Annotated in this window: 28 protein-coding genes, 1 tRNA gene, 1 other RNA gene and 1 pseudogene; 22 read left to right on the top strand and 9 right to left on the bottom strand. The window is 70.2% G+C overall.

The genetic code is table 11. The features are described from left to right. The first annotated feature begins 139 nt into the window (after window positions 1–139). A complete protein-coding gene (locus tag IF61_RS0124835; protein WP_483855229.1) occupies window positions 140–400 on the top strand; it encodes a MarR family winged helix-turn-helix transcriptional regulator in 261 nt (86 codons plus the stop codon). A gap of 152 nt (window positions 401–552) precedes the next feature. Here the strand turns inward: IF61_RS0124835 and IF61_RS0124830 are convergent, their stop codons facing one another. The 8 genes and pseudogenes from IF61_RS0124830 to IF61_RS0124805 all read right to left on the bottom strand — a co-directional run bounded on the left by IF61_RS0124830 (window position 553) and on the right by IF61_RS0124805 (window position 9690). Further along, window positions 553–2832 (bottom strand): heavy metal translocating P-type ATPase, encoded by a 2280-nt coding sequence (locus IF61_RS0124830; protein ID WP_030368748.1) that lies wholly within the window; start codon window positions 2830–2832, stop codon window positions 553–555. A gap of 182 nt (window positions 2833–3014) precedes the next feature. Continuing rightward, a complete protein-coding gene (locus tag IF61_RS0124825) occupies window positions 3015–3308 on the bottom strand; it encodes a heavy-metal-associated domain-containing protein (protein WP_030368747.1) in 294 nt (97 codons plus the stop codon). Between the two features lie 147 nt (window positions 3309–3455). Further along, on the bottom strand, window positions 3456–4103 hold the full coding sequence (locus IF61_RS0124820) for a hypothetical protein (protein ID WP_030368746.1): 648 nt from the start codon (window positions 4101–4103) through the stop codon (window positions 3456–3458). Window positions 4104–4250: 147 nt separating this feature from the next. Beyond that, window positions 4251–4415, bottom strand: a pseudogene (locus tag IF61_RS37115) (phosphorothioated DNA-binding restriction endonuclease); the annotation flags it as partial. A gap of 242 nt (window positions 4416–4657) precedes the next feature. Further along, complete coding sequence (locus IF61_RS33520; RefSeq protein ID WP_030368745.1) at window positions 4658–6655, bottom strand: thiol-activated cytolysin family protein; 1998 nt, start codon at window positions 6653–6655, stop codon at window positions 4658–4660. A 453-nt stretch (window positions 6656–7108) separates the two neighbouring features. Beyond that, a complete protein-coding gene (locus IF61_RS0124810; protein ID WP_052393000.1) occupies window positions 7109–7606 on the bottom strand; it encodes a nitroreductase family deazaflavin-dependent oxidoreductase in 498 nt (165 codons plus the stop codon). A 1052-nt stretch (window positions 7607–8658) separates the two neighbouring features. Next, window positions 8659–9072 carry a hypothetical protein gene (locus IF61_RS35985; RefSeq protein ID WP_157848657.1) on the bottom strand — a complete coding sequence of 138 codons (414 nt, stop codon included), beginning with the start codon at window positions 9070–9072 and terminating at the stop codon, window positions 8659–8661. Window positions 9073–9234: 162 nt separating this feature from the next. Further along, the gene (locus IF61_RS0124805; RefSeq protein WP_030368743.1) at window positions 9235–9690 is read right to left on the bottom strand and encodes an NUDIX hydrolase; all 456 of its coding nucleotides are present in this window, start codon (window positions 9688–9690) and stop codon (window positions 9235–9237) included. An 82-nt stretch (window positions 9691–9772) separates the two neighbouring features. Here IF61_RS0124805 and IF61_RS0124800 point away from each other — a divergent pair, with 82 nt between their 5' ends. The 19 genes from IF61_RS0124800 (at window position 9773) to IF61_RS0124710 (ending at window position 24153) form a co-directional block, all read left to right on the top strand. Further along, window positions 9773–10510 carry a GntR family transcriptional regulator gene (locus IF61_RS0124800; protein WP_211264934.1) on the top strand — a complete coding sequence of 246 codons (738 nt, stop codon included), beginning with the start codon at window positions 9773–9775 and terminating at the stop codon, window positions 10508–10510. Window positions 10511–10931: 421 nt separating this feature from the next. Then, window positions 10932–11204, top strand: a complete 273-nt coding sequence (locus tag IF61_RS0124795) for a DUF6284 family protein (protein ID WP_342668022.1) — start codon at window positions 10932–10934, stop codon at window positions 11202–11204. After that, complete coding sequence (locus IF61_RS0124790) at window positions 11204–11863, top strand: GGDEF domain-containing protein (RefSeq protein ID WP_245684599.1); 660 nt, start codon at window positions 11204–11206, stop codon at window positions 11861–11863. Before IF61_RS0124795 ends, IF61_RS0124790 begins: the two co-directional genes overlap by 1 nt. After that, the gene (locus IF61_RS0124785; RefSeq protein WP_030368739.1) at window positions 11860–12066 is read left to right on the top strand and encodes a hypothetical protein; all 207 of its coding nucleotides are present in this window, start codon (window positions 11860–11862) and stop codon (window positions 12064–12066) included. The genes IF61_RS0124790 and IF61_RS0124785 overlap by 4 nt, the downstream gene beginning before the upstream one ends. Further along, window positions 12066–12359 (top strand): DUF6303 family protein, encoded by a 294-nt coding sequence (locus IF61_RS0124780; protein ID WP_030368738.1) that lies wholly within the window; start codon window positions 12066–12068, stop codon window positions 12357–12359. Before IF61_RS0124785 ends, IF61_RS0124780 begins: the two co-directional genes overlap by 1 nt. Next, window positions 12356–14020, top strand: coding sequence for a hypothetical protein (locus tag IF61_RS0124775; protein ID WP_030368737.1), 1665 nt, complete (start codon window positions 12356–12358; stop codon window positions 14018–14020). Before IF61_RS0124780 ends, IF61_RS0124775 begins: the two co-directional genes overlap by 4 nt. Window positions 14021–14059: 39 nt before the next feature. Then, the gene (locus IF61_RS0124770) at window positions 14060–14299 is read left to right on the top strand and encodes a hypothetical protein (protein WP_030368736.1); all 240 of its coding nucleotides are present in this window, start codon (window positions 14060–14062) and stop codon (window positions 14297–14299) included. Then, window positions 14299–14685 (top strand): RRQRL motif-containing zinc-binding protein, encoded by a 387-nt coding sequence (locus IF61_RS0124765; RefSeq protein ID WP_030368735.1) that lies wholly within the window; start codon window positions 14299–14301, stop codon window positions 14683–14685. The genes IF61_RS0124770 and IF61_RS0124765 overlap by 1 nt, the downstream gene beginning before the upstream one ends. Window positions 14686–14714: 29 nt before the next feature. Further along, window positions 14715–15242 (top strand): hypothetical protein, encoded by a 528-nt coding sequence (locus IF61_RS0124760; protein WP_030368734.1) that lies wholly within the window; start codon window positions 14715–14717, stop codon window positions 15240–15242. After that, window positions 15242–15802: a plasmid transfer protein TraA gene (traA, locus tag IF61_RS0124755; protein ID WP_107043120.1), complete on the top strand. Its 561-nt coding sequence runs from the start codon at window positions 15242–15244 to the stop codon at window positions 15800–15802. The genes IF61_RS0124760 and traA overlap by 1 nt, the downstream gene beginning before the upstream one ends. Before the next feature lie 12 nt (window positions 15803–15814). Continuing rightward, the gene (traB, locus tag IF61_RS0124750) at window positions 15815–17860 is read left to right on the top strand and encodes a plasmid transfer protein TraB (RefSeq protein WP_030368732.1); all 2046 of its coding nucleotides are present in this window, start codon (window positions 15815–15817) and stop codon (window positions 17858–17860) included. A 167-nt stretch (window positions 17861–18027) separates the two neighbouring features. After that, window positions 18028–18480: a hypothetical protein gene (locus IF61_RS0124745; RefSeq protein WP_030368731.1), complete on the top strand. Its 453-nt coding sequence runs from the start codon at window positions 18028–18030 to the stop codon at window positions 18478–18480. Window positions 18481–18493: 13 nt separating this feature from the next. Continuing rightward, window positions 18494–18652 carry a hypothetical protein gene (locus IF61_RS36365; RefSeq protein ID WP_169748844.1) on the top strand — a complete coding sequence of 53 codons (159 nt, stop codon included), beginning with the start codon at window positions 18494–18496 and terminating at the stop codon, window positions 18650–18652. A gap of 19 nt (window positions 18653–18671) precedes the next feature. Beyond that, on the top strand, window positions 18672–19127 hold the full coding sequence (gene ssb / locus IF61_RS0124735) for a single-stranded DNA-binding protein (protein WP_030368730.1): 456 nt from the start codon (window positions 18672–18674) through the stop codon (window positions 19125–19127). Between the two features lie 94 nt (window positions 19128–19221). Then, a complete protein-coding gene (locus IF61_RS0124730) occupies window positions 19222–19938 on the top strand; it encodes a DNA cytosine methyltransferase (RefSeq protein ID WP_030368729.1) in 717 nt (238 codons plus the stop codon). Beyond that, a complete protein-coding gene (locus IF61_RS0124725; protein ID WP_052392999.1) occupies window positions 19935–20852 on the top strand; it encodes a bifunctional DNA primase/polymerase in 918 nt (305 codons plus the stop codon). The genes IF61_RS0124730 and IF61_RS0124725 overlap by 4 nt, the downstream gene beginning before the upstream one ends. A gap of 358 nt (window positions 20853–21210) precedes the next feature. Next, window positions 21211–22374 carry a DUF3631 domain-containing protein gene (locus IF61_RS0124720; RefSeq protein WP_030368727.1) on the top strand — a complete coding sequence of 388 codons (1164 nt, stop codon included), beginning with the start codon at window positions 21211–21213 and terminating at the stop codon, window positions 22372–22374. A 187-nt stretch (window positions 22375–22561) separates the two neighbouring features. After that, window positions 22562–22783, top strand: a complete 222-nt coding sequence (locus tag IF61_RS0124715; RefSeq protein WP_030368726.1) for a helix-turn-helix domain-containing protein — start codon at window positions 22562–22564, stop codon at window positions 22781–22783. An 83-nt stretch (window positions 22784–22866) separates the two neighbouring features. Next, entirely contained in the window at window positions 22867–24153 is a 1287-nt protein-coding gene (locus IF61_RS0124710) for a tyrosine-type recombinase/integrase (RefSeq protein WP_052392998.1), read from the top strand. A 78-nt stretch (window positions 24154–24231) separates the two neighbouring features. On the opposite strand, the gene IF61_RS0124705 is transcribed toward IF61_RS0124710, so the two are convergent. Then, window positions 24232–24319 (bottom strand) — tRNA-Ser (locus IF61_RS0124705). Window positions 24320–24430: 111 nt separating this feature from the next. On the opposite strand from IF61_RS0124705, the gene ffs reads away from it, so the two are divergent. Next, window positions 24431–24525, top strand: an RNA gene (gene ffs, locus IF61_RS34500) — signal recognition particle sRNA small type. A 143-nt stretch (window positions 24526–24668) separates the two neighbouring features. Next, window positions 24669–26280: DNA polymerase III subunit gamma and tau (locus IF61_RS0124700; RefSeq protein ID WP_030368724.1), on the top strand; the 1612-nt coding region annotated here is incomplete at its 3' end.

Genomic DNA, 26280 nt, shown 5'->3' with positions numbered 1-26280 from the left:
GGGACCATCTGACCCGCGCCTTCCAGGGGCGGGGGCGGGACGGGAGTCGGGGCTCAAGCTGTCGGGACGGGACGGCTCGGCGGGCGCGGGCGAGGTCACCGTCGGGGCGGTCGCCCGCCACTTGGGCGTGGACCCGTCCGTGGCCAACTGCATGGTCTCCGACTGCATCTCGGCCGGCTACCTGATCCGGGCGGCCTCGCAGCAGGACGGCCGCCGCACGGTCCTCCACCTCAGCCCCGAAGGCCGCGAACTGATGGCCCGCTTCAGCCGCCACCAGCGCTCGGCCTTCGAGTACATCACCGCCGACTGGCCCGAGCGCGAACGCCTGGAGTTCGCCCGCCTCATGCTCAAGCACGTCGCCTCCCAGGACGCCCTCCGCAACCGCCCTCCAGGCACGTAACGGCGGCTCCGGCGGCTCCGTCGGGTTCAGGCGGCGGTGGCCGAAGTCCTTCAAACCGGCTGAGGCCGGGTCCAGCAATCGCCGGACCCGGCCCCAGCCGGTTTGAGGAGACGTATGCCGTTGAAGAGACGTACGTCGTATCGCTCGCTCGCTCAGCGGAAGCGGCGGAGCCGGAGGCTGTTGGTGACGACGAAGACCGAGGAGAAGGCCATGGCCGCCCCGGCGATCATCGGGTTGAGCATGCCGGCGGCCGCGAGGGGGAGGGCGGCGATGTTGTAGCCGAAGGCCCAGAAGAGGTTGCCCTTGATGGTGCCGAGGGTGCGGCGGGAGAGCCGGATCGCGTCGGCGGCCACCAGCAAGTCGCCCCGTACGAGCGTGAGGTCGCCGGCCTCGATGGCCGCGTCGGTGCCGGTGCCCATGGCCAGGCCCAGGTCGGCGGTGGCCAGGGCGGCCGCGTCGTTGACGCCGTCGCCGACCATGGCGACCGAACGGCCCTTAGCCTGCAGGCGCTTGACGACGTCGACCTTGTCCTGGGGGAGGACCTCGGCGATGACCTCGTCGATGCCGACCTCGCGGGCCACGGCCTCGGCGACGGCCTTGTTGTCACCGGTCAGGAGGACGGGCGTGAGGCCGAGGCGGCGCAGCTCGGCCACGGCCCGTGCGCTGGTGTCCTTGACGGCGTCGGCGACGGTGAGGACGCCGCGGGCCTTGCCGTCCCAGGCGACGGCGACGGCGGTACGGCCCTCGGCCTCGGCGGTCGCCTTGGCCGCGGCCAGCTCGGCGGGCAGCTCGATCACCCACTCCGAGAGCAGCTTCTCCCGCCCGACGAGGACCGCGTGGCCCTCTACGACGCCCTGCACGCCCAGCCCGGCGATGTTCTCGAAGCTCTCCGGCACGGGCAGGCTGCCGGTGCGCCCGGCGGCGCCGTCGGCGATGGCGCGGGCGATGGGGTGCTCGGAGGCGTGCTCCAGGGCGCCGGCCAGGCGCAGCAGGTCGTGCTCGGAGACGCCGGGGGCGGTGATGATCCCGTGCAGGGCCATGCGGCCGGTGGTGACGGTGCCGGTCTTGTCCAGGACGACGGTGTCGACGCGGCGCGTGGACTCCAGGACCTCGGGGCCCTTGATGAGGATGCCGAGCTGGGCGCCGCGGCCGGTGCCGACCATGAGGGCGGTCGGGGTGGCGAGGCCCAGGGCGCAGGGGCAGGCGATGATGAGCACGGCGACGGCGGCGGTGAAGGCGGCGGTGGCGTCGCCGGTCACGAACAGCCAGGTCAGCAGCGTGCCGAGGGCGATCAGCAGGACGACGGGGACGAAGATCCCGGAGATGCGGTCGGCCAGGCGCTGGACGGCGGCCTTGCCGTTCTGGGCGTCCTCCACGAGCTTGGCCATGCGGGACAGCTGGGTGTCGGCGCCGACGCGGGTGGCCCGGACGACCAGGCGGCCGGAGACGTTGACGGTGGCGCCGGTGACGGAATCGCCCGCGGTGACGTCCACGGGCACGGATTCGCCGGTCAGCATGGAGGCGTCGACGGCCGAACCGCCCTCGGTGACCGTGCCGTCGGTGGCGATCTTCTCCCCGGGGCGTACGACGAACAGGTCGCCGACCGCCAGTTCCGCTACGGGAACGCGGACTTCGCGCCCGTCGCGCAGGACGGCCACGTCCTTGGCGCCCAGCTCCAGCAGCGCCCGCAGGGCTGCGCCGGCCTTGCGCTTGGACTTCGCCTCCAGATAGCGCCCGGCCAGGATGAAGGCGGTGACACCGGCCGCGGCCTCCAGGTAGATGGAGGACGAGCCGTCCGCCCGCGAGACCGAGAAGTCGAAGCCGTGCCGCATGCCCGGCATGCCGGCGTGGCCGAAGAACAGCGCCCACAGCGACCAGCCGAGCGCGGCGAGCGTGCCGATCGAGACGAGGGTGTCCATGGTGGCGGCCCCGTGCCGGGCGTTGGTCCACGCCGCCTTGTGGAAGGGCAGCGCGCCCCACACCACCACCGGAGCGGCCAGGGTCAGGGACAGCCACTGCCAGTTGTCGAACTGCAGGGCGGGGACCATGGCCATCAGCACGACCGGCACCGCGAGGACGAGCGAGACCAGCAGCCGCTGCCGCAGGGCGCCGACCTCTCCGCCGCTGTGGCCGGCCTCCTGCTCCTGCGGCGTCTGCGCTTCCGCACGGGCCGTCGGCTCGGGCGGCTCCTGGGCGGTGTAGCCGGTCTTCTCGACGGTGGCGATCAGATCGGCGACCGCCACGCCCGGCCCGTAGGCGACCTTGGCCTTCTCGGTGGCGAAGTTGACCGCCGCCGTGACGCCTTCCATGCGGTTGAGCTTCTTCTCGATGCGCGCCGCGCAGGACGCGCAGGTCATGCCGCCGATGGAGAGTTCGACTTCGGAGGCGGCCGCGGCGGGTGCCGGGGCCTTCTCGAGAGCGGTGCTGGTCATACGGAGTCTCCTGGAGGAGGGCCGGGTCTGCGGGCGTCCATATCAGTGGAGCGGCACGATCCGGCGGTACCGGGAACTGTGTACGGAGCGAACTGTGTACGGAGCGAACTGTGTACGGAGCGAACTGCGTACGGGGTGGGGGTATCCGGGGTATCCCGGGGGTATCCGGTTATCCGGGTACCTCAGGCGCGGCCGGCGAGCTCGTAGCCCGCCTCGTCCACGGCGGCGCGGACGGCCTCGTCGTCCAGCGGGCCGGTGGAGGTGACGGTCACCAGCCCGGTGGCGGCCACGGCCTTGACGGAGGTCACGCCGGCCAGGGCGGAGACCTCCTGCGAGACCGAGCCCTCGCAGTGGCCGCAGGTCATGCCGGTCACCTTGTAGACGGTGGTGATGCCGACCTGGACGCCGGCGGCCGGGGAGGTGCCGCAGGAGCCACCGGGGGTGCAGCAGGAGCCGGAGTTCGTCGGGGAGGTCATGGCGCACTTCCTTCGGGTCGTCGCGTCTTCGTTCAATGGGAACTGTATACCCCCCAGGGGTATTCCGGAAGACCGGAAAAAGCACTGGGGGCGGCACCGTGATGCCGCCCCCAGTGCTTTCTCCGGACGCGCGTCAGCCGCCGCCCGTCACCGCTGGCTGTTGCGGAAGCCGATGATCACCGCGCCCCACCAGCACGCCTGGGAGACCAGGGCCGTAGCGGCGCCCCAGGCCAGGAAGCGGCGCGGCGGCCGCGCGCCGGGCCGGCGCGCGGCCGCCATGCGCCGGTTCAGCAGGCCGGCCTGCAGTCCGTTGAGGGACAGTGCCAGCACCATCGCCAGCTTGACGCGGGTGAGCGTCGAGGAGGTGTCCGGGTGCAGCAATATGCCGCTGCCCACCAGGCCTGTCAGGCCCGCCCAGACCGGCGTGTGCAGCCGGCCCGCGCCGTCGAGGGCGTCCCTCAGCGACATCCGGCCGGTCAGCCACAGCAGGCCGTAGTAGTCGGCGACGAGCACGGCGCCGAAGCCCAGCGCGAGGGTCGCCAGGTGCACGAAGAGCGCCACGGTGTGCAGCGACGCGTCCACCCGCAGATGCCCGGAGACCCACACGGCGGCGCCCCACGCCGCACAGACGACCAGCGCGGCCCCCGCGACCGTCCACCACGAGTCGTACAGCCCCACGGGCCGGGCGTGCCGGGCGCTCCTCGCCCAGCCCGGCGCCGGTCGCGCGCCGGGGAGGAAGGACACCGACGGGTCGCGGGGCAGGGCCGACGGGTCATGGGGCAGGGCGGCGGACACAGTTCTCCGATCAGGTAAGGCGAGGCTTACCTCACCAGCAGTGGGAGGTCACTATGACTGGTTGAATGCTTGATCACCACATGCGATGGCTTGTCGTGACCGCCTCGTTGCCGACCCGAGATCACCGAGGGGAAGGCGCCCCCTTCTTCACGCAGCCTCTCCGGCCTTGTGTTGGCCCACGAGCGGACGGCCCACGAACGGACGGCCCGCGAGCGCTATGACGTGCTCACGGGCGGCGCGGCTGCGGCCGACGAAGCGCTGCGATACGAGGATGCGGTGGCCGCCGCCGACCCCGAGGGCGCCCTTGTCGAAGCATTGCCCAGGCGCGCAAGGAGATACAACAAGAGGCCGATGCCGCCAAGAACCAATCGGAGGAGGCGCCTTCCGAAGACGTGCCGGAAGGCGACGTCGGCTAGTGGGCCGACGAGGATGTGCTGGGTTGGTCGTCCGGCTGTAGGCCGGGCGGAGGGCGAGGTGCGGGCCGGGCGGAGGCGAGGTGCGGGCCGGGCAGGTCGCCGGTCGTGGCGACGCCGCGGCCCGCACCCGCTGACGATTCAGGTCTCTGCCACGGTGGCCAGCCCGGGCCAGTAGTCGGCGATGCGCCCCTGCCACATGACCTTGTCCGTCTTCGCCTGGTACACCAGGGCCTGGTCGGCCTTGAAGAACCAGACGTCGGGGTCGCTACGGCCCTGCGCGGCGTCGATGCCGGAGGCGAAGACGGTGCCGGCCAGCCCCGGCCAGTGATCGGTGATCCTGCCCTGTGCCCGGACCGTGTCCTTGTCCGGGTTGTACTGCAGGCAGTGGCTGCCCTTGAAGAACCACACGTTGTCGTTCGCGCGGACTACGCAGGCCTCGAAACCGGAGGCGTAGGCGGTGCCCCTGAGCCCCGGCCAGAGGTCGGCGATCCTTCCTTGCCTGAGCACCTTGTCCTTGTCCGGGTCGTACTGCAGGCAGCGGTCGTCCTTGAAGAACCAGGCGTTCTGGTTCCAGCGCTGGAGGCAGGCGTCGAAGCCGGCGGCGTAGACGGTGCCCTCGAGAGCCGGCCATTTGCCGGTGATCGGCCCGTGGTAGGAGACGACGTCGTTCTCCGGGTTGTAGCGCACGCAGCGGCCTTCTTTGAAGAACCAGACCAGGCTGCCCCAGCGCTTGAGGCCGGCGCCGATTCCGTACGTCCAGGCGCCCTGGAACCCGCTCCACGTGACGTCGTCGTATTCGGTGGTTTCGCTCATCTTGGCGGGGGCTCCGTCGAGGGTGTGGAGCGTGTAGCCGATGAGGCCGTATTCCTCGAGTTTGGGTGCGTTGCCCGCGAAGTACTTGTCGAGCCGGCCGGAGTTGATGAGCTCGTAGACGTTCTGGCTGTTGCCGCCCCTGCTGAGGACGTGGATTTCCGCGGAACTGGCGATCTGCTTGTACTTGGCCCCTGCGGTGGTGCTGACGTCGAATCCCCCGCTGTATCCCGCCTGCAGTGTCGCTTTGATGTCCGTCTCGCTGGCGGCAGCGGTGAAGCTGAACATCAGGATGCGCCCGTAGACGGTGCTGGAGACGATGAGCGGCGGGTTGTCGGGGCCCATGTAGCGCTCGGTGACGAGCGTGGCGAGCTTCTTCTCGGTGAACTTGTCGTTGAAGAAGCTGTCAGGGTTGTCCATTTCGCAGTAGGCGGTGAAGGCCCGCTCGCGCAGATAGGCCACCACCGTGTTCCTCCTCTCGCTCAGGCTGGCGGAGAGGTTGAACTGCCCGCTGAAGCCGCCGTACTTGGCGGAGAGACCGAGCTCCAGACAGACTTCGGTGCTGGTGTTGGCCTGGGTCTTGCTGAACGCAATGTCGCGCGGGCCGGCCTCCTTGTCCTTGACCATCTCCTTGATGGCGTCCACCACGGCACCGGCCGCGGGCTTCGGGACCGACGTGCTGGCTCCCGCGGTGAGGTTGTCCACGACGATGGTCAGTGGGGCACGGTCCTGCGTGTCGGTCTGGGCCGGGACCAGGTGCCCGTGCCTGATCGCGTGTTTGGCCTGCACGATGCAGCCCGGCCACATCATGTTGAGGTTGGGGTTGAACGTGACGATCTCTTCCGGAGTCCTGGTCACCCTCCGCTTCTGCTGAGTCCGCTCGTGCCCGTTGACTGTCATCCTGCTCGGGGAGCCGATGGCGATGTCGAGGTTCTCGTCCCGGGGTGCGATCTCCTCCCATTGCTTCCAATTACTGATGTGCTTCGACAGCGCCGCCTTGCCGCTCTGCTTGCCGTCGCCGATGGCGGACTCGCCCAGATACGACGTCCCCTTCAAGGCGACCACGCGGTAGTGCCCCGGGCCGGCCTGAGTCGTCACCGGCAGCTTCAGCTCCGAGGGCTTCCCGGCCTCCTCGATCGTCACCGGCTCCGCGTCGGCCGGATGCCATTCCAGGTGGTACTGGTCGGCCCCGTCGACTTCCCAGTCGACTCCCTGAACGCCGCCCTGGTGCTCGACGGCCCACGCGACCCGCAGTTCCGCGGCCCCCGGATTCGGCGAACCCGACGCGCCCGCTGAACCCGCCGTACCAGTCGATCCATCACCCATGTTCCGCTCACCCCTCCGGTGCTTTGTGGTCCGGTGGATTGGCTTGCATGAATTTCACAGCGACTGACGCCCTTCAAGGTCTACGCCCGCGCCGTGGGACAGGCAATGACGCCTTCCTCTCCTGCCCGGTCGTCCATGCCGAACCGGACATGCCTCCCCCGCGCATGGGCCGTACCTCTCCAACAGGTTCCGTGCGCCGCCAGCACTGCCGTACCACCGGCACATCGTCCGGACGGCCCATTGATGCGATATGAGCTGCATGAGCACAGGAAAACGGAACACATTGCCAGGTTTCGAATGGGTGGGCGGGCTCGCGGAAAAGCCAGATTGCCTGAAACCGGCTGACGCCGGATGGCCCGCCGGTCGATCCGCCGGTCGATCCGCCGGTCGATCCGCCGGCCGATCCGCCGGTCGATCCGTCGGACACTAGCCTCGATCTTGCGTGGGGGCCCGTCAGCTTGTCGTCAGACCCTGCTGGGCAGTGGACGCCCCACCATCAGGGGCTGTCACGGACGCGGGCTCCAGCACGAAGACGGGGATCACACGGTCGGTCTTCTCCTGGTATTCGGCGTACGGCGGATACGCGGCGACCGCGCGCTCCCACCACTCGGCCTTCTCGTCCCCCGTGACCTCACGGGCCGTCATGTCCTGCCGTACAGACCCGTCCTGGAGCTCCACGTGCGGGTCGGACTTGACGTTGAAGTACCAGACCGGGTGACGCGGGAAGCCGCCCTTCGAGGCCACGGCCGCGTACCGCCCTTCGTGCTCCACGCGCATCAGCGGGATCTTGCGGATCTTGCCGCTCTTCGTGCCGCGCGTCGTGAGAATGACAACGGGCAGGCCCGTGTCCCAGAGCGTCGCCCCTTGCGTGCCGCCCGAACGCTCATACAACTCGACCTGTTCGCGCACCCACTGCGCCGGACTCGGCTCGTACTCGCCCTCAAGAGGCATCGCGTTCACCCATCGTCGCGTACGGGTTACGTTGCGCAGTTCACCACAAGCACCGCGCGGATTCACCCTCGCCATACTGCCGGGCAAGTGTCTTCCCCGGCTTGCCCAGCAGGTAAGGGGGCCGGATTCCTGGCCTGTGTTTTCGTGAGGGTCCGGCGGCTTGCGGACGGACCCTCCCCGGTTTCGGGTGGGCGCCGGGTTCCACAGCTCCGGAGCTCCGGGTGGATGGATCACGGTCGTCAGGCCGGTGGCGCGGGCGGCGCGGATGCGATCCCCGGCCCGGGCCCGCCGGCGGAATAGGCCGACCCGGGCCCGCTGGACCCACGAGGGCCGGTCGGACAGTGTGGCGGCGATCACGTGAGATGAGGCTTGCTGGGGGCGGCGGCAGCACGGCGCGGCGGGCGCCGGCTGCACTTGCCGGCAGGGGCCGCCGGGTCGGCCGAGACCAAAACTGCCACCACGGAACGCCGAAGGCCCCGGCCGGTTTCCCGGTCGGGGCCTTCGGTTCGTGCCCGGTGAGGCACTGGCGGAGGATACGAGATTCGAACTCGTGAGGGGTTGCCCCCAACACGCTTTCCAAGTCTGTTGGCGCAGGTCAGGTGCCTGCTCGCTGTGGTTCACCTGCGTTCATGGTGGTTCAGGGGAGGTGCCTGCCCGGCGGTCCGTACGCCTCTGAACGGCGACGGACGGGGGCGAATGAGACGGAAACTGAGACGGTCGGGTGCGTGCGGATACCTGCCGTGCAGCTTGAGTGTCACGCACCCCTTGGATGTGGCGAGTCATCCGCCGTCACCTTCAGCTCGTCGGACGGCAGCTCCCATAGCCTCTGCTCGGCGGGCCTGACCGGGACCTCTGCAGGGCCCATGCCGTGCATCGCTTGCAGGCCTTCGGACATTCGCCGCACGAGTGCTGTCGCAGCCGCGGTCTTTGCCCTCTCGGTTACTTCTTCTACTTCTTCGAGGCGCCGCTGTCGGGTGGAGAGGATTGCTCCGCCCCATGCAATGGCGGCACCTGCGACTGTCGCCAGCGCCGGGATTGCCGGATTCATGATCTCACCTACTTGCTGCGCGGTAGACGGCAGCCGCACCGCCCAGGGAGGCAGCGGTGAAAGCGCTGATAGCCCAAATATAATCCCATGTTCCTCGGATGACTGGACTCCCTTCCTTGCCTACAAAGCTTGCGGACAGGACCGCACTGGCACATGCGGCGATGATGCAGCCAATCAGCAGCATCAGAACGCGGAAGGTGATCTTGCCGTGGAATATCCAGCTCACGAGGTCTCCGATGCCTGCCAACGCGATGAGGCAGCCAGCAAGCACAAATTCACTGCTGATGAATACTTCTTCGGCGCTCTTGTGTTCTAGTCGGATAGGGAGCGCAACTGCACCGACCGCGCATAGGACGACGACAAGCAGCCAGAGTGCGCATCGCTGTCTTGGTGGCAAAGGCTCGTTGGCGGTCGCCATCGGCACCCCTCCTTAGTGCACACTTTCCGCGATATTCATTCACGGTATGTGTACCCCGGGGGTCCTGCATCTGCAGGGTGACGTTGAGGCTAGGGGGCGGTCCAGGGAAGGTGCTGACCGGGTTTGGGCGGCACCTCCCATCGGTTACATCCTTGGGGGCGGCTATGCCTCTTCGAGCCAGTGGCGGCCGTCGTGGGCTCGCACGTGAGGTGCGGAGGTGTCGAGCGCATCCAGGACCCGCACCGCGTAGACCTCTGACATCCACTTCTCGACCTCCTCGGGAGTCAGCCACTCCACGGCGGTCGACTCCGCGGAGGTGCGCTCCTCGCCGTCGATCGGTCGGCAGCGGAAGACCAGAGCCACGACACCCCGGCTCATGTTCTTGTACACGCCCGTGAGCCGCTCCACGGAGACTCTGATCCCGGTCTCTTCGAAGACCTCGCGGACGGCGCCGGCCTCCGGCTGTTCGTCCAGCTCCAGGACGCCGCCCGGAGGCTCCCACGTGCCGTTGTCGGCCCGGCGGATCGCGAGGACGCGGCCGTCCTCGCGCACGACGATGCCGGCGACGGAGACCGAGTGCAGCGCCACTGTTGAGTCCTTCCCGGTAGCGTTACTCATGTAGAGGAGTTTAGGTCTAGAGGTCTTTAGGAGGCCCGGGGGCGTGAGTGCAGTGTCGAGAGACTCCGGCAAGCCGCGGTATTTGCAGATCGCTGACGACCTCGCCCAGCAGATCAGGGCCAAGGTTCTGGCGCCAGGTGAGCAGGTACCCAGTGAAGCCGACCTCATGGATCGGTACGCGGTATCGCAGGGGACCGTGCGTAAGGCCATGACCGAGTTGAGGGCGACTGGGCTGATCGAGACGCACCACGGCAAGGGCTCCTACGTGAAGAACCGCCCTCCAGTGCGTCGGAAGTCGTCAGATCGCTTCCGGCGGTCGCACCGACTGGCGGGCAAGGCTGCCTACCTGGCGGAGGCTGAGCAGGCAGGCAGCACGGCAAGTGTCCGAGTGCTCTACGTCGGGCCTGTAGATGCGCCGGAGGAGATCGCGGAGAGGCTGGCGGTCCCCGCGGGAGCAAAGGTGCTTGCACGCCGACGGCTCTACTTCAGCGACGGCATCCCCACCGAAGAAGCCATCTCTTACCTGCCGTGGGATGTAGCGAAGGACATCCCGGAACTCTTCGAGGAGAACCCGGGGGGCGGCGGCATCTACGCCCGACTGGAGGAGCATGGTCACCAGTTGAAGGAGCTCGCGGAGACTGTCCGCGTGCGCCTCGCGACGAAGCAGGAGACGGTTGCCCTGAGCCTCAGCCCCGGGTCCCCAATCATCCATCTGACCCGGAACGCTGAGTCGGAGGCGGGCCGCGTGGTTGAGGTCTGCGACACGATCATGGCGGCTGACCAGTTCGTTCTCGACTACCGCATCCCTGCAGGGGATTAGGCGCCTCCAGCACGTCCTCAACCCGTCGCCGCCAACTTCGCGCGACGGGTTGACTCATGTGTAGGAGTGCGCCACTCTCTTACACGTCACTCCTGCACAGGAGTGAAGGAGTTCACCCTGAACCGGTTCGGGATAGCTCGCGGTGTGCTGCGGGCCCTGCGCTGGCTGTTCTTTGACAACTGCATGGGGATCACGCCGCCTCTCCTCGGCCAAGTAGGCGGCCACGTTGGGTCAATCCCGGCGTGATGAGCAGTGCAACCCATCCTTCGCAGCGCTCAGCGCTGCGGCCGGTTGCCTCCTCCGCCCGTCTCGTACGGGCGGGGTTGAGGGGAGCCGGAGATCCGGTTTCACCCAAGGTGCGGTCCCGGCGTTGCCCCGCCGGGACCGCGAGGGCCGTTCCTGCTGAAGGGAGCACGACCCCGTGAACCACATCATTCCTGATCCCGCCCGCGCGGTGGGATTGGTCTTACCGGAGTCGGAGCTGGAGCCGACTCGCGCTGAGCTGGACGCGATCGAGCAGGAGATGCCGCTGATCGAGGCGGAAATCGCCCTGCTCGATGTCGAGGTTGCTTTGCTTGACCGGCCGTTGACGGGCGTGGAGGTGAAGCGTCTGCGTCGGGCTGAGCGGCGGGTGCTGGACGAGATCCTCCGGTGGCTGACGAACCGCGCGGCCGCGGGCTCGGAGGCGGCCTGATGGATGCCGTCGATGTGCTGTCGGCCGGTGTGGTTGCTGCTCCGCTGCTGGCTGGCTGGTCGGTGCACACGCTGTGGATGCGCCGGCGGCTGGCGCGGGAGCGACTGGACGCGCTGACCGGTGTTCCGGCCCGGGACCTTTTCACGTTCTTCGCCCGCCGTGACCTGCGCCGTCTGGAGCGCGTCACGGTGCTGGTGGTGGATCTGGACGGGTTCAAGGCCGTCAATGACACCTATGGCCACGCGGCCGGTGACGCGGTGCTGGTCGCGGTCGCGTCGCGGCTGCGACGGTGGGCTGCGGCGCTGAACGGCAGCGTTGGCAGGCTGGGCGGCGACGAATTCGCCGCTACTGCCTACGTCGAAGCGGCCGCCTGTCTGCCGCGTCACCTGCGCGTTCTGGAGGCCGCGCTGCGCGAGCCGGTCCCTTTCCGCGAGATGACCCTGCGGGTGGGGGTGTCCATCGGGGCGTTCACGCACACCGGTCTGCCGCGTGTGGATCTCAGCCGTGCCCTGCGCAGGGCGGATGAGGCCATGTACGAGGCCAAGCGGGAGGGCGGCGGGTGGCGGATCGCCGACGGCCCGGTCCCGGAGATGACGACGACCAACGGCCGGCGGACCGGCCGCCCGGGCACGACCCCTCTTCCCGGAGGTGCACGATGACCGCCCTGCGTCACCGCCTCTACCGCTGTTTGCACCCGCGCCGCTACCGGTCCGGGCAGCTAGCGGAGCAGCGTCACCAGTTCGGGGACGTCGACCCCCACCTTGTCCGGGACGACTACACCCGGCCGGCTGTCATCGACACCGCCGCGCTCGGAGCAGTTCAGGCCCTGGCCGGCCGTCGCGCAGCGGGGGAGGGGGCGTGATGGCGACGCTGTTCAGGGCACAGATGTCCAACTGCTCCGGCCGGTGGCGCCTCTTCGTTGTGCTGCTGGGGGTGCCGGTGTCGTGGTGGCCGGAGGCCGATTGGGGACGCTCGGATCCGGTGCCCGCGCCGGTCGAGCGAGACCGGGCTCTGGCGGAGCTGGGCTACAAGACGGCTCCGGGGTGCTGCTGGGAGTGGTTCGAGGACAGCGACGATCCCGATGACCCGTCGAGGCCGGTGCGGCTGATCGCCACCGTCGACGTCCTTCCCGTACAGGACGGGGGCACCGCGTGATCCCCGGCGCCGCCATGCTGGCCGGTCTTCCCTGGCCGGTGCTGGCGGGCGCGGCGGCGGGCGTGCTGGCGCTGCTGGTGTGGGTGCTGGGCAGGCTGCGGAAGTCGGTGTGGCTGGCGGGGATCGGCCCTCAGGCCGTGGTGGCGCTGGGCGGTGTCGCTGTCAGTGTCCACGGGCTGTGGGGGTTCGCCACCCTCACCGGCCTGTTGCCGACCCCGTTGGCGGTGGCGTTCATCGCGGTGTTCGATGCGGCGGAGCTGACGCTGCTGGTGCAGATGTACCGGTCGGCCAATCCTGCTGTGGGGTGGACGCGTGAGCTGCGCCTGATGCACCGCACGGCCTGGACTCTGGTCGGCTTCTCCGCCGCCATGAACGCCGTCCACGCCCCCACCTGGTGGTCACGCCCCGTGCTGGCCGCGGTCCCGGGACTGGCGGCGTGGCTGATCGAACTGCAGCTCCGCAGCAAGCTCCACCACCGGCGCCCGGACGAGGACGAGGACGCGCGGCCGGGCCCGGCCCGGCTGGTGGCCCTGCTATGGCAGCACGCCTGGTCCGGTCTCTTCGCGCTGCTCGGGCTGGACGCCCGCTCCTCCTCGTCGGCGATCGCTCGCGCCGCGTTGGCACAGCGCGCGGCTCTGCGCGTCTACCGCCTGCGCCTCGCGCTGGAGACTCCGGCTACCGGGCTGCAGCCGCGGGCCCAGCGGCGCGCACAGCGACGCACGGAGAAGCTGCGCGGCAAGGCCCAAAAGGCCCTGGATCGCGCGGACGTGGCCACCGACCCCGGGCAGGCACTCGCCTTGGTGCGGCGGCTGGCGGCGATCACCCGCGCGGAAGAGGTCGCGCGCCTCGACTACCGCGACGCACCGGCGGTGCTCGCGCTGATTGAGGATCTCGCCGTGACCCCGGCCGCGCGCCGCATCGAGTCATCGGCTCTGGCGGACCGCGCGGAAGAAGCGCGGCAGCGCGCGGAGACCGCGCGGCAGGAAGCAGAAGCCGCGCGACAGGCAGCCCAAGAGGAGCTGACCGCAGCACGGAAGGAGCTGGAACGCACCCGCCGGGAGCACGAGGAGATCCTCTCCCGGTGGGAGGGCACCAGCACTGAGGCGGAGCAAGCGCAGCAGCGCGCGGACGGCGCGCGGCAGGAGGAGCGGGCCGCGCGGCAGCGCGCGGAACAGCTCCTGACCCATGCGCGGGCTGAGGCTGACGGCCTCCGCAGCAAGGCCCTGGCTGACGCGGACGAGGTCCGCAAGGCCGCTGCCGCGCAGCAGAACCAGCTCAAGGAACTCACCGACGCGCGGGAAGAACTACAGACCCGCTGCCAGAGCGAGCACCAGGTGTTGCGGCAGGTCACGCGGGAAGTCCACGAAGCGCAATTGCTGCGTGACAGGCTCCTCGGAGACCTGACGGACCTGCGCCCGCACGCTCCCGAGGCGGCGCTGAGCGGTGACGGGCCGGTGTGGAAGTCGGCCGCCAAGCAGCAGGGCTGGATGTACTACCTGCACTGCCTGACCACCACGGACGAGCCGGTCGAACCAGCCGCCGCGGACCTCTCGGCGCGCTTCGGTATCGACCCCGGCAACGCCCGCAACTGGGTGCGCGACTTCCGTGCCGCGCGCGCCGCGCAACTCGCCGCGCAGCCGCGCGCATCCCACGCGGCCTGACGCTCGCCGCCATCACTCCCTCTTCTTGGAAGGAACCCGATGTCGTTCTTCTCGCAGGCCGCCCCGAACGAGCCGGGCGACCTCCTCATCCGCCTGCACAACCTCGTCGGCGCCGCGGTCGACGTCACCGGCAGGCAGCACGGCACGTCCTCCCGCTGGGTCTGCCACGGCTGCGGCGCCACCTCGGACCTGCCCGAGCAGGACTACCTCCCCTTCACTCGCCACAAGGCCAACGGCCACGCCAACGAGTGCCGGGCCGCCTACCACCGCCTCGGCTGATGTCCGCTGCGTTCGGCGAGTGCTATGACCCGTCCGGGGCTAGGTACGGGATACCCACGTACCCGTGGCGCATGGCCCCGGAGGGTCTGGCCACCCGCCGGCAGCTCCGCGCCCGTGGCCTGCGTCCGGGCGGGCAGCCCATCGCCGCGCAGGTGATGTTCCGCTCCCGCCGCCGCAGGTTCGGGGTGCAGGTCGGCTACCTCTACCGCATCGACCGTGCCCTGCCCGTGCGTCCCATGACGCCGGGCCGCACCGCGGCGCTGGCGGCGGCGATGCTCGCCCGCCGCACCTGCCCCACCTGCCGTCAGGATGCCGGCTACTGCATCCCCGTCTCGCTCGGGGAGTGCGTGACCTGCGCCTTTCCCGAAGAGCAGCGCGCCGCCTGAACATCCCTCTTCGCCCAAGGAGACTTGCTGTGTCTCGCCGTACCCGCGCCTCGACCCCGTCTGCGAGGGTCACCACGGTGCATATCCCGCAACAACGGGGACGGCGCCAGGACGCGCCGTTCGTCGTGGTGGTGCCCGAGCGCCCCTCACTGTTGGCCCGTGCGGCCGCGGCGGTGGGGTGGTGGTTGTGGAGGACCCGCCGCTCGTGGGTCCCCACCGGCGCCGCGGTCCTTCTCCTGCCCTTTACCGGCGTCGTCCACCTGATGGCGCCGCATGCGGGGAGCGTGCTGGCCGTGGTGGCCGCGCTGCCGGTGCTCTGGCTGGCTGCGGCATCGCGGAAGCGGCCGGCCCCCGGCAAGTCGGTCCTGCGCTGGCGGGTCACCATCACCGCCGTCATCACGGCCCTGACGGGTTGGACGGCCCTGGCGGTGTTCTACGGCCCCTTCGCGGGCCCGCTGCCGTGGCTGTGGCTGCTCGTCGCTGGCGCGGCTCAGGGCGCCTGGTCTCTGCTCCGCCGTCCCTCTTCCCGTCCTGCGACTTCTGAGGAGGCTCACTGATGGCCACCGGATCGCGCTACGGCGCCGATTCCTTGAACGGGGCGGCCGGCGCGCACGCCAAGTTCAACACCAACAAGGTCAACTCTAAGAAGTTCGGGGCGACGTTCGCCCCGGGCTTCACCGTCAACGTCAACGCCGGCAACCGGGGCGGCGGCCGCGGAGGCGGCCGTGACAGCGCTCCGGCCCGGCGCGGCGGCGGGCACGCCGAAGCGCTGCTGCCCCCGCCGGAGTTCACCTCCCCGGCGCAGGTCCGCAACTACTGCAACAGCCTGCGCGCGGCGGCTGTCGCGTTGTCCATCGAGGTGGCCATGGGCGCGGAGATCCTCAAGGGCGTGCTCGGGTCGGTTCCGGACCCGGAGGGGCGTCTGGGGGGTTCGCGGATTCGGGCGGCGAAGGTGGCGCGCAAGCTGCAGAAGTCCGCCGACGCGCTGCGGGATGCGGCGAAGACGGCCGCGGCTACTTACGCCACGTTCCAGCAGCAGTACGAGGAAGAGATCAACCGTGTCCGTCACCGTGCCCGGCGCCCCCAGGCCCCGCGCATGGACTGGGCCCAGCAGTAAGGAGACGTGGTGATGGTCGAGCGGAACGTGGCGGAGCAGCAGCACGAGGAACAGCTCCGCGGCGCCTCGGACGCCTCCGGTCTGGGCAAGTACCTGGTGCACCGGGCGAAGCCGCATTTCCCGCCGTGGCTCGGTGTCGGGGGCGTCGGTCTGGCCGGGGCGCTGGGCAGCCTGAAGTGGGCCGACAGCGCTGCCGCGGGCGTCGGCCTCACGCTCGCCTCGGTGGCCCTGACCGGGGCCACGTGGTGGGCGGGCCGGGCAACCAGCCAGCAGCGCCGCCTGCACTCGGCCATCACCGTGGCGACGGGGTCGGCGTGGCTGACGGCCGCATGTCTGGCCGGACCGACCGCCGGGCCCCTGCCGGACCTGTACCTGATGGGCGGGCCCGTGGTGGCGCTGTCCTGGAACGTGCGCATGATCATGCGCCGTAACCCTGACGCGACGGGGGAGGGGGAGGGGGCCGATAAGGGTCTGCTGGCGAAGGTCGGGCTCGCTCGGGCGCAGATCGGCGCGACGACGGTCGAACCGAACCGCGTGACCGCGAAGGTGGCGCTGGCGGCGGGTGAACAGACCTCCGACGACGTCGGCAAGAGCCTGCCGCACATCGCCTCCGCCCTCGACCTGCCGCGCACGGCCGTGCGCTTCCTTCCCGACCCCGACTCGGAGCGGCGCGGGGAACTGGTCATCGTCCCGGAGGACATGCTGTCGGAGGTGGCCGAGTGGGAAGGGCCGTCGAACCTGGGCGGATCAATCGCCGAACCCCTGGTCATCGGCCGCTATGACGACGGCGCGCCGCTCCTGCTCTGGCTCCCTGGCGACCCGGAGGCCAAACGGAATGCCACGCACCTGCTGATCGCGGGCGGGACGGGCTCCGGCAAGGGCGATACGGCCCTGAACCTGCTGTCGGAGATCCTCTCCCGCCGGGACGTTATCGTCTGGTTCTCCGACCCCAAGATGTTCCAGGACTTCGCGCCCTTGCGGCCCGGCCTGGACTGGGGCGTGGAGGGCGGCACGGACACCGAGGTCATGGTGGAGGCGGTCAAGGCCATCATCCCGGCGCGTACACGCTGGCTCGGTGCCCACGGCTACCGCCAATGGGTGCCTGAAGCCGCTGGGCAGCAGAAGGACCCGGGGCACACGTGCCGGCCGGATGGGCGGGCGTGCGGCTGCGCGGGTATGCCGTTCCTGGTCTCCTGGTTCGAGGAGGCCGCCAACACCCTGCGGAATCTGGGCGATGACGCGTTCACCGGCATCGCGCAGGAAGCACGGTCCGCGGGCGTTGCGCTGGTCGTCTCCCTCCAGCGGCCTTCCTACGACCAGATGTCCACCAGCACCCGCGCGTCCCTGCCGTCGGTGATCGCGCTGGGCTGCGACCCGCGCGACGAAGGGTTCTCCCTCCCCGACGCGGTCATCGACGCCGGCGCGCATCCGGGTGCGTGGGGGAACCGGCGGCCCGGTTACTGCTACGTCGTCTCGCCCGGCATCCCCGAGGACCGCTACCCCTCCCCGGGCCGCACTCTGGCTTTCACCGCCCGGGCCGTCTCCACCCTGGAAGTCCTGGCCGCGTGGGCGCAGCGCAACGGCGCGAGGGCCGATCCCATCACCGCTGGCGCGGCCTCCGGCGTCGCCGGCCGCGCCTACACCGGCCGCCCCGCCCCCGGTGCCACCCCGCAGCAGTCGGGTTTGCGGGCGGCCGGGGAGGAAGACGACATGGACCACGGTGGTCTGCACGTCGACCCGGAAGACGCGGACATCGACCCCGAGGAGGACCTTCCCGAACTGGACGAGGGCGACGACGCCCCGATCTTCGACCAGGAGACGGGACACAAGCCCTCGCCGGAGGAAGCGCGCCGACTGTTCGCCCATGCCATCGCGGAGTTCGAGGCGACGGGGCAGATGATCGTGGGCCCGAAGGACTTCATGGACTGGTGCGACCGGCACCAGCTCTCCCGCCCGTGGGTGTCCGCACGGCTGAAGGACGCGGCCCTCGACGGCCGCTTGGAACCCACCGGCCAGACCGGCCGGTGGCGCATCGTGCCCGCCCTGACGGCCGCCTGACACCTGACACCGTCACGGCCCCCTGACACCCAAACCCCTAGGCACACGCACCGTCACGCGGCCCTGACAGCAGCCCGTGACACCCGTGACGAGCGCCTCTGACACCCGACCACGCGGGCCCGCGCCACCCCGGCGCGGGCCCGCCCCCTTCCCGGAGGAGCACGACCATGCACCTTCCCGAACCCCACCCGGACCCCCGCGTCCACCACCCCGTACCGATCACCACGCCCCAGGAGGCGGTGGCCCCGGTCCCGTTCCAGCCGGGCCCGGTGCCCGCCGTTCAGACGGTCCGTCTGCCCGACGGGCGGGTCGTCACCGGCTACGCCCTCACCCCCGCGCCCGTCCCGGCGCCGGTCGACCCGCAACCGGCCCTCTCGCGGACGGCGGTGAACATCGCGCTCGGAGGAATCGGGTTCGGCGCGATGTGCGGCGGACTGATTCTGCTCACCTCATTCATCGCCGCCTTGGCCGCGCTGATCACCCAGCTCATCATCCTGGCCGCAGTCGTCTTCGGCGGCTTCATCGCCATCCAGATCTTCGGCGCCACCGGCCACCGCGACGGCGGAACCACGGTCAACATCCGCAAGGCCGTCATCAAGCGCAATCACTTCCACAGCTAAGAAAGGAACCCGCATGTCCGACGACTACTGCGACGAGTGCGCCGACTACGGCTGCCCCGGTCACGAGATGTGTGACGAGTGCGGCGGCGACATCTGCGACGAGTGCGACGGCTGCGACTGCCCCGAGAACACCTGCCCCGGCTACGTCGCCCACTCCACCGGCACCAACTGACCCCAAGGGAGAGATCAGCATGTCGTTCGGAGAGACCCCGATCACCATCATCGGCAACCTGACCGCCGACCCGGAGATCAAATTCACCACCTCCGGAGCCGCCCTCGCCCGCTTCACCGTCGCCTCCACCCCGCGCACCTTCGACAAGGACAGCGGACAGTGGCGCGACGGAACCTCCACCTTCTTCCGCTGTGCCGCGTGGCGCTCCCTGGCCGAACACGTCGGCGACAGCCTGACCAAGGGATGCCGCGTCGTGGTCTCCGGGCGGATCCGTCAGCACGACTGGCAGACCCCGGAAGGGGAGAACCGCTCGATGCTCGCCGTCGAGGTCGACGAAATCGGCGCGAGCCTGCGCTTCACCACCGTCACGATCAACGGCAAGCGCCCCACCGCCACCGCCGGTAGGCCGGATGACGCGTGGGTCACGGTGGGCGCCCCGGCGGCCCAGAAGCCGACTGAAGAACCCCCGTTCTAAATACGCCCGGGGCGACCGCTGCGTCTCGTCAAAAACTCCGCGGTCGCCCCGGCCCCTCACAGTCCATCTGAGAACGGAACTGGAGGACTCCAGGATGACTCATCCGTCCTTGATCCGGCGACCCGCCTTGCGGGTGCTGGATCTGTTCTGCTGCGCCGGCGGCGCGGGCACGGGCTACGCCCGCGCCGGGTTCGTCGTCGACGGCGTGGACGTCACCGACCGGCCGAACTACCCCTTCACCTTCCATCGCGGTGACGCCCTCGAACACCTAGACCGCCTGATCACAACGGGGGAGATCGAGCGGTACACGCTGGTGCACGCCTCTCCGCCGTGCCAGCACGGCTGCGCGCTGACCGTGGGCACCAACCGGTCCCAGGGCTGGGGCCGGCAGCACGTGGACCTCGTGGCCCCGACGCGGGAGCTGCTGGACGCCACGGGCCTGCCGTGGGTGATCGAGCAGCCCAACGGCCGGGCGAAGATCCGTAAAGACCTCTCGCTGTGCGGGGAGATGTTCGGTCTCGGGGTGATCCGGCACCGCAACTTCGAACTCGGCCGCTGGACGACCGCACAGCCGGCGCACGTCGCGCACCGTGGCCGGGTGCGCGGCTACCGGCATGGACGCCTCTACGACGGCCCGTACGTCGCCGCCTACGGTTCGGGCGGCGGAAAGCCGAGTGTGGCGGAGCTGCAGGACGCCATGGGCATCGACTGGACCGATGTCCGCGAAGAGCTCACGGAGGCCATCCCCCCGGCCTACACCCAATGGATCGGCAACGCCTTCCTCACCACCGCCGGGGCGGTGGCGGCATGACCGCGATCGTGACGGCAGGATTCCCCCACCTGCGTCTGCTCGCCTTCGCTCTAGACGCCGCCCGGCGCGGCCAGCACGTCTTCCCCCTGCGCCCCGGCGACAAGCGCCCCGCACTCCACGGAGAAGCGTCCTGCCCCCGCACCGGCACGTGCAGGGACGGGCACGTGAAGTGGGAGGCGCGGGCAACCGCCGATCCTGATCGCATCACCTCTGCGTGGACGGCGGGTGCGTACAACATCGGCATCGCTACCGGTCCCTCCGGGCTGCTGGTTGTCGACCTCGACGTGTCCAAGGACAAGAGCGAGAACGACGCCCCTTGCGGGGCGGCGTCCTTTATGGCGCTCTGCGAGCGCGCCGGAGAGCCAGTACCGAGTACCTACCGGGTGCGGACCGCAAGCGGCGGCGAGCACCTGTACTTCCAGGCACCCGAGGGCATCCGGCTCGGCAACACCGCGGGCAAGATCGCCGGGCGCATCGACACCCGGGGATGGGGAGGATACGTCGTCGCCCCCTGCAGCACCACACCCGCCGGCGCCTACACCGTCACCGACGACCGCACCCCCGCCCCGCTCCCCGCATGGCTGCTAGACGCCCTCACGCCCAAGCCGAAACCCGCGTCGGCGGTGGCGATGCCGGGCACGGCCGCGAAGGCTCCTGGGTATGCCGCTGCGGCGCTGCGCAACGAGGTCCACAACGTCACCACGGCCGCCGATGGCACCCGCAATGCCACGCTGCTGCGGGCCGCACGAGCCCTGGGGCGGCTGGTCGCATCCGGCGACCTCAACCGCACCCAGGTCGAACAGGCTCTTAGTGGGGCGGCGAAGGGCGGAGAGTCGCAGCGCTACTACGACGACGTCATCACCCGCGCCCTGAACTGGTCGATTGCCCACAACGCGCGCGGGAAGGCGACGTGACCCGCCCCGCCCCCCCAACTAAGAGCCCTCCGGCCGGTGCTGGCAGGGCTGCTCCCGCCGCCGCATCGCCGGGCCCCGGAGCCGGCGGCGGCGAAAGGGATGACGGCCGTCAGACCGTCCTTTCAGCCCTTCACCCCGAACCGTCCCTGGACGCCCCGCCCTGCGGTGACGGGCGCGTTCCCGTGGCATGGCTGCACATCCGCGCACCCCAAGGCGCCGTCCCGAGCGCCCGGTCGACATGCGTATGCGGCCGCGACCGTCACGCCCTCGGCCACGGCAAGGTGCTCGCCCTGATCGAAGACCACACGGCACACCGCGAGGCCTGCACGTTCCGCCGTGGCGAAAGGAAGAAGGCCGGATGACCAAACCCACTCCCGAGACGTCGGCCGGGGACGGCGCCGCGCTGCTCGATGACGTCGAGCGTTTCCACCGGCGCTTCAACATCTTCCCCGCCGAGGCCGCATACGTCGCTGTGACGCTGTGGGACGCTCACGCCCACCTGCTCGACTGCTTCGACTCCACCCCGAGGATCGCGTTCCTCTCCCCGGAACCGGGGTCGGGCAAGTCCCGGGCCCTGGAAGTCGTGGAAACCCTGGTGCCGCGGCCCATGCTCGCGGTCAACGCCCGTGCCGCCGCCCTCTTCCGGTCCGTCTCCGACCCCGCAGGAAGACCCACGATCCTCTACGACGAGATCGACACTGTGTTCGGCCCCAAAGCCGGAGACAACGAAGAACTCCGCGGATTCCTCAACGCCGGGCACCGCCGCTCCGGCGTCACCTACCGGTGCATCGGCGACGGTGGCAACCAGACCGTGCAGGAGTTCCCCTCCTACAGCGCCGTCGCGGTTGCTGGACTCGGCTCTCTGCCCGACACGATCCTGACCCGCTCCGTCATCATCCGCATGCGCCGTCGGGCTCGGAACGAGAAGGTGGAGCCCTTCCGCGCCCGTGTCCACGAGCAGCAGGGCAACGCCCTGCGCGAGCGGCTCGCCGCATGGGCCGAGAGCATTCAGGACCGTGTGACGGGAGCGTGGCCGGAGATGCCGGACGGTGTCACCGACCGGCCCGCCGATGTGTGGGAACCCCTGCTCGCCGTTGCCGATGCCGTCGGCGGCGACTGGCCCCGGCGGGCCCGCGAAGCGTGCGTGACCCTGGTCAAGGCCGCACAGGTCAACGACAAGGGCAGCCTGGGCGTTCGCCTCCTGACGGACCTGCGCGACCACGTCATGGCGGGCATCGACCGCTTGCCCACCGTCGCCATTCTCGACAGGCTCAACGCGCTGGACGACGCCCCATGGGCGGACCTGAACGGCCGCCCTCTCGACGCCCGCCGGCTCTCGCGGATGCTAGGGGAGTACGTCACCGCCGACGGTCAACCGATCGCGTCCCGCAACATCAAGACCGGCGGGAGCGTCCTGAAGGGCTTCTACGCCGAAGATCTCTGGGATGCCTGGGCTCGGTACTGCCCGCCCCCTCCGGCAAGTCCGCTACTGCCGCTACCTGACAGCGCAGACACGGACTGACCAGGGCTGATCGGGTAGCGGGTCACGACCGTCCGACCCGCTACCCGATCGCGCCCATCCGCTACCGCTACCCCTATCCGCTACCCGAAACAGGCCTCTGGCCTGCGCTGAAGCGGAGGTAGCGGTAGTAGCGGACTTCAGAGGAGGGGCCAAGAGCCCCGGACACTCAGCGAGGAAGGTCGCCCCGATGAGTACCACCGCCATACCGCCCACAGCCGATGACTTGACGCTGGTTCTCCTCACCGTCGAAGAGGCCGCACGCCGGCTCCGCATCGGCCGGACCACGTGCTACGCGCTCATCCGCTCCGGGGAGCTGGAGTCCATACCCGTCGGCCGTCTCCGCCGTGTCCCCGCCGACGCGCCGGCCGCGTACGTCGCCCGTCGGCGCATCGCCCAACAAGCCGCTTGACGCCGCCCGGGGCGGCGGCGTTCCCAGACAGGACAGCACGCCGCCCGGGCTTCATTTCGAACGCCATGAACAGGGGTCTGCCTGTGGCAGAGAAAGAGAAGCGCTCTCGACGGCCGAACGGCGCGTCGTCCATCTACTTAGGCAAAGACGGCAAGTGGCACGGACGGGTGACCGTCGGTGTACGCGACGACGGCAAGCCGGACCGACGCCACGTCGAGCGAAAGACCGAGCCGGAAGTCATCAAGGCCGTGCGCGACCTGGAGAACCAGCGCGATAACGGCAGGGTTCGCAAGCCCGGCAAGGCCTGGACGGTCAAGACGTGGCTTGAGTACTGGGTCGAGGAGATCGCCAAGCCGTACGTCAGTGAGAACACGTACGACGGTTACGAGGTGGACGTGAGGGTGCATCTCGCCCCCGGGCTTGGCGCCCACCGGCTCGATCGCCTCGCCCCGGAGCACCTTGAGCGCTTCTACCGGAAGATGCAGAAGAACGGCAGCGCGGCCGGCACGGCTCATCACGTGCACCGGACCGTCCGCGTCGCTCTCTCCGAGGCGGTCCGTCGAGGTCACGTCACGACCAACGTCGCCGAGATCGCCAAGGCGCCCCGGCTCGAAGAGGAGGACATCGAGCCGTACTCGATCGAAGAGATACAGAGCCTCCTCCTGGAAGCGTCGAAGCTCCGCAACAGCGCCCGGTGGGTGATCGCGTTGGCCCTCGGACTGAGACAGGGAGAGGCCCTCGGACTGAAATGGGAGGACGTCTACCTCGATGCTGGGTACCTCCGTACACGGAAGAACCGCTTACGGCCGAAGTACGAGCACGGCTGCGGGGACACCTGCGGGCGGAAGGCCGGGTACTGCCCTGAGCGGCAGCAGATCCGGCGCGAGTTCAAGAACACCAAGTCGCGCGCCGGCCGCCGGACCATCGGCCTGCCTGATCCGCTGATCAAGCTGCTCCGCAAGCACCAGGAGGAGCAGGAGAGGGAGCGGGCGGAGGCAGGGGAGCTGTGGGAAGACAAGGGATACGTGTTCGCGTCCCCCGTCGGCGGTCCGTTGATCCCGAACACTGACTACCACCACTGGAAGAAGCTGCTTCAGGACGCCGGAGTTCGTGACGGCCGGCTCCATGACGCACGTCACACGGCCGCGACCATCCTCCTGCTGCTCGGGGTCCCCGATGTGGTGGTCGACGCGATCATGGGCTGGGAGCCCGGCGGAGCCGCCCGGATGCGCGCCCGGTACATGCACGTGACCGGCCCCATGCTCCGGAACGTGGCCCAACAGGTCGGGCGCGCCCTCTGGGGCCCTCCGGCGGCCGGAGGGGGCAAGGAGGCCGCCCCTGCGGCGGCCGGCCCCGCAGAACCCAACTGAGACGGAAACTGAGACGGACAACGTCGAAGGGCCCCACCGCGAACGGTGGGGCCCTTCGAGTCGTGCCCGGTGAGGCACTGGCGGAGGATACGAGATTCGAACTCGTGAGGGGTTGCCCCCAACACGCTTTCCAAGCGTGCGCCCTAGGCCTCTAGGCGAATCCTCCGCCGCAAACAATACAAGACGCGGAGGGGTGCTCGCGAACACGTGGTCGCGGGGGGCGTCCCGAGGGTGCCGGGGTGGCTGAGCACCCCGGGCGATCCGCTAGGCTTGGGGGCAAGCCCCTCACGTGGCGCTATCTGACTGAACTCCCCCAGGGCCGGAAGGCAGCAAGGGTAGGTCGGCTCTGGCGGGTGCGTGGGGGGCCCTTGTGTTTCCCGGGGCGTTTCCCAGCGCGTTCCCCGGTGTGTTTCCGGACTCGAGCGGGGACGCGAGCAGAGTCGCGACCGGGGTCGCGGGGGGCCTGTGGATGTGAGCGAGGCCACTTGTCACTGGGGCCCGATATCGTCGTAGGTGTGTCGTCCCTCGCGCTCTACCGCCGCTACCGCCCCGAGTCCTTCGCAGAGGTCATCGGGCAGGAGCATGTCACCACCCCGTTGCAGCAGGCGCTGCGCAACAACAGGGTCAATCACGCGTATCTGTTCAGCGGACCCCGCGGCTGCGGCAAGACGACGAGCGCGCGCATCCTCGCCCGCTGTCTGAACTGCGAGCAGGGGCCGACGCCCACCCCGTGCGGGGAGTGCCAGTCGTGTCAGGACCTCGCGCGCAACGGGCGCGGTTCGATCGACGTCATCGAGATCGACGCCGCCTCCCACGGTGGCGTGGACGACGCCCGTGAGCTGCGGGAGAAGGCCTTCTTCGGGCCCGCCTCCAGCCGCTACAAGATCTACATCATCGACGAGGCCCACATGGTCACCTCGGCGGGCTTCAACGCCCTGCTGAAGGTGGTCGAGGAGCCGCCGGAGCACCTCAAGTTCATCTTCGCGACCACGGAGCCCGAGAAGGTCATCGGGACCATCCGGTCGCGCACGCACCACTACCCCTTCCGCCTCGTCCCCCCGGGCACGCTGCGTGAGTATCTGGGCGAGGTGTGCGAGCGCGAGGCCATCCCCGTGGAGGACGGGGTGCTGCCGCTGGTCGTGCGGGCGGGCGCCGGTTCCGTGCGTGACTCGATGTCCGTCATGGACCAGCTCCTCGCCGGCGCCACCGAAGACGGTGTGACATACGCCATGGCGACGTCCCTCCTCGGCTATACGGACGGCTCGCTGCTCGACGCCGTCGTGGACGCCTTCGCGGCGAACGACGGCGCCGCGGCCTTCGAGGTCGTCGACCGCGTCATCGAGGGCGGCAACGACCCCCGCCGCTTCGTCGCCGACCTCCTGGAGCGCCTGCGCGACCTCGTGATCCTCGCCGCCGTGCCCGACGCGGCCGAGAAGGGCCTCATCGATGCGCCCGCCGATCTCGTGGAGCGCATGCAGGCCCAGGCCGGCGTCTTCGGCCCGGGCGAGCTCAGCCGCGCCGCCGACCTGGTCAACGAAGGCCTGACGGAGATGCGCGGCGCGACCTCGCCGCGCCTGCAGCTGGAGCTGATCTGCGCGCGCGTCCTGCTCCCCGCCGCCTACGACGACGAGCGGTCCGTACGGGCCCGGCTCGAGAAGCTGGAGCGGGGCGCGGCCGCGCTCGTCACCGCTCCCATGGTTCCCGCCACGGGTTACGTGCCCGGGCCCGGTGCGCACGCCCCTGAGCAGGCCTACGCGCCGCCCGCGGCCGCCTCCGGGCTGTCCGGTCCCGCCGCGGCCCGCGCGGCGGTCTCCGGGCCTCCTGCGCAGGCTGCTGCCGCTCCCGTCCCGGCCGCCGCCCAGGCCGCCCAGGCCGCCCAGGCCTCACCAGTCGCCCCGGCGGCTCCGGCACCCGCCGCACCGGCCGCCCCTGTCGCACCGCAGACGCCCCCCGCACCGCAGACGCCCCCCGCGCCCCCCGCCCCGGCTCCCGAAGCCCCCGCGGCCCGCCCCGCGGGCTCCTGGCCGACGGCCGCCGCGCCCGGTCAGGGTGGCGGCGGAGCCTCCCGCCCCGGCGCCTGGCCCTCCGCCGTGCCCCCCGGCCAGGGCGGCCGCCCCGCCCCGGCCC

Origin of the sequence: Streptomyces roseoverticillatus (assembly GCF_000719265.1) — a bacterium.
In the GTDB taxonomy this organism is placed as follows: domain Bacteria; phylum Actinomycetota; class Actinomycetes; order Streptomycetales; family Streptomycetaceae; genus Streptomyces; species Streptomyces roseoverticillatus.
This window is presented reverse-complemented; position numbering and strand designations above follow the sequence as displayed.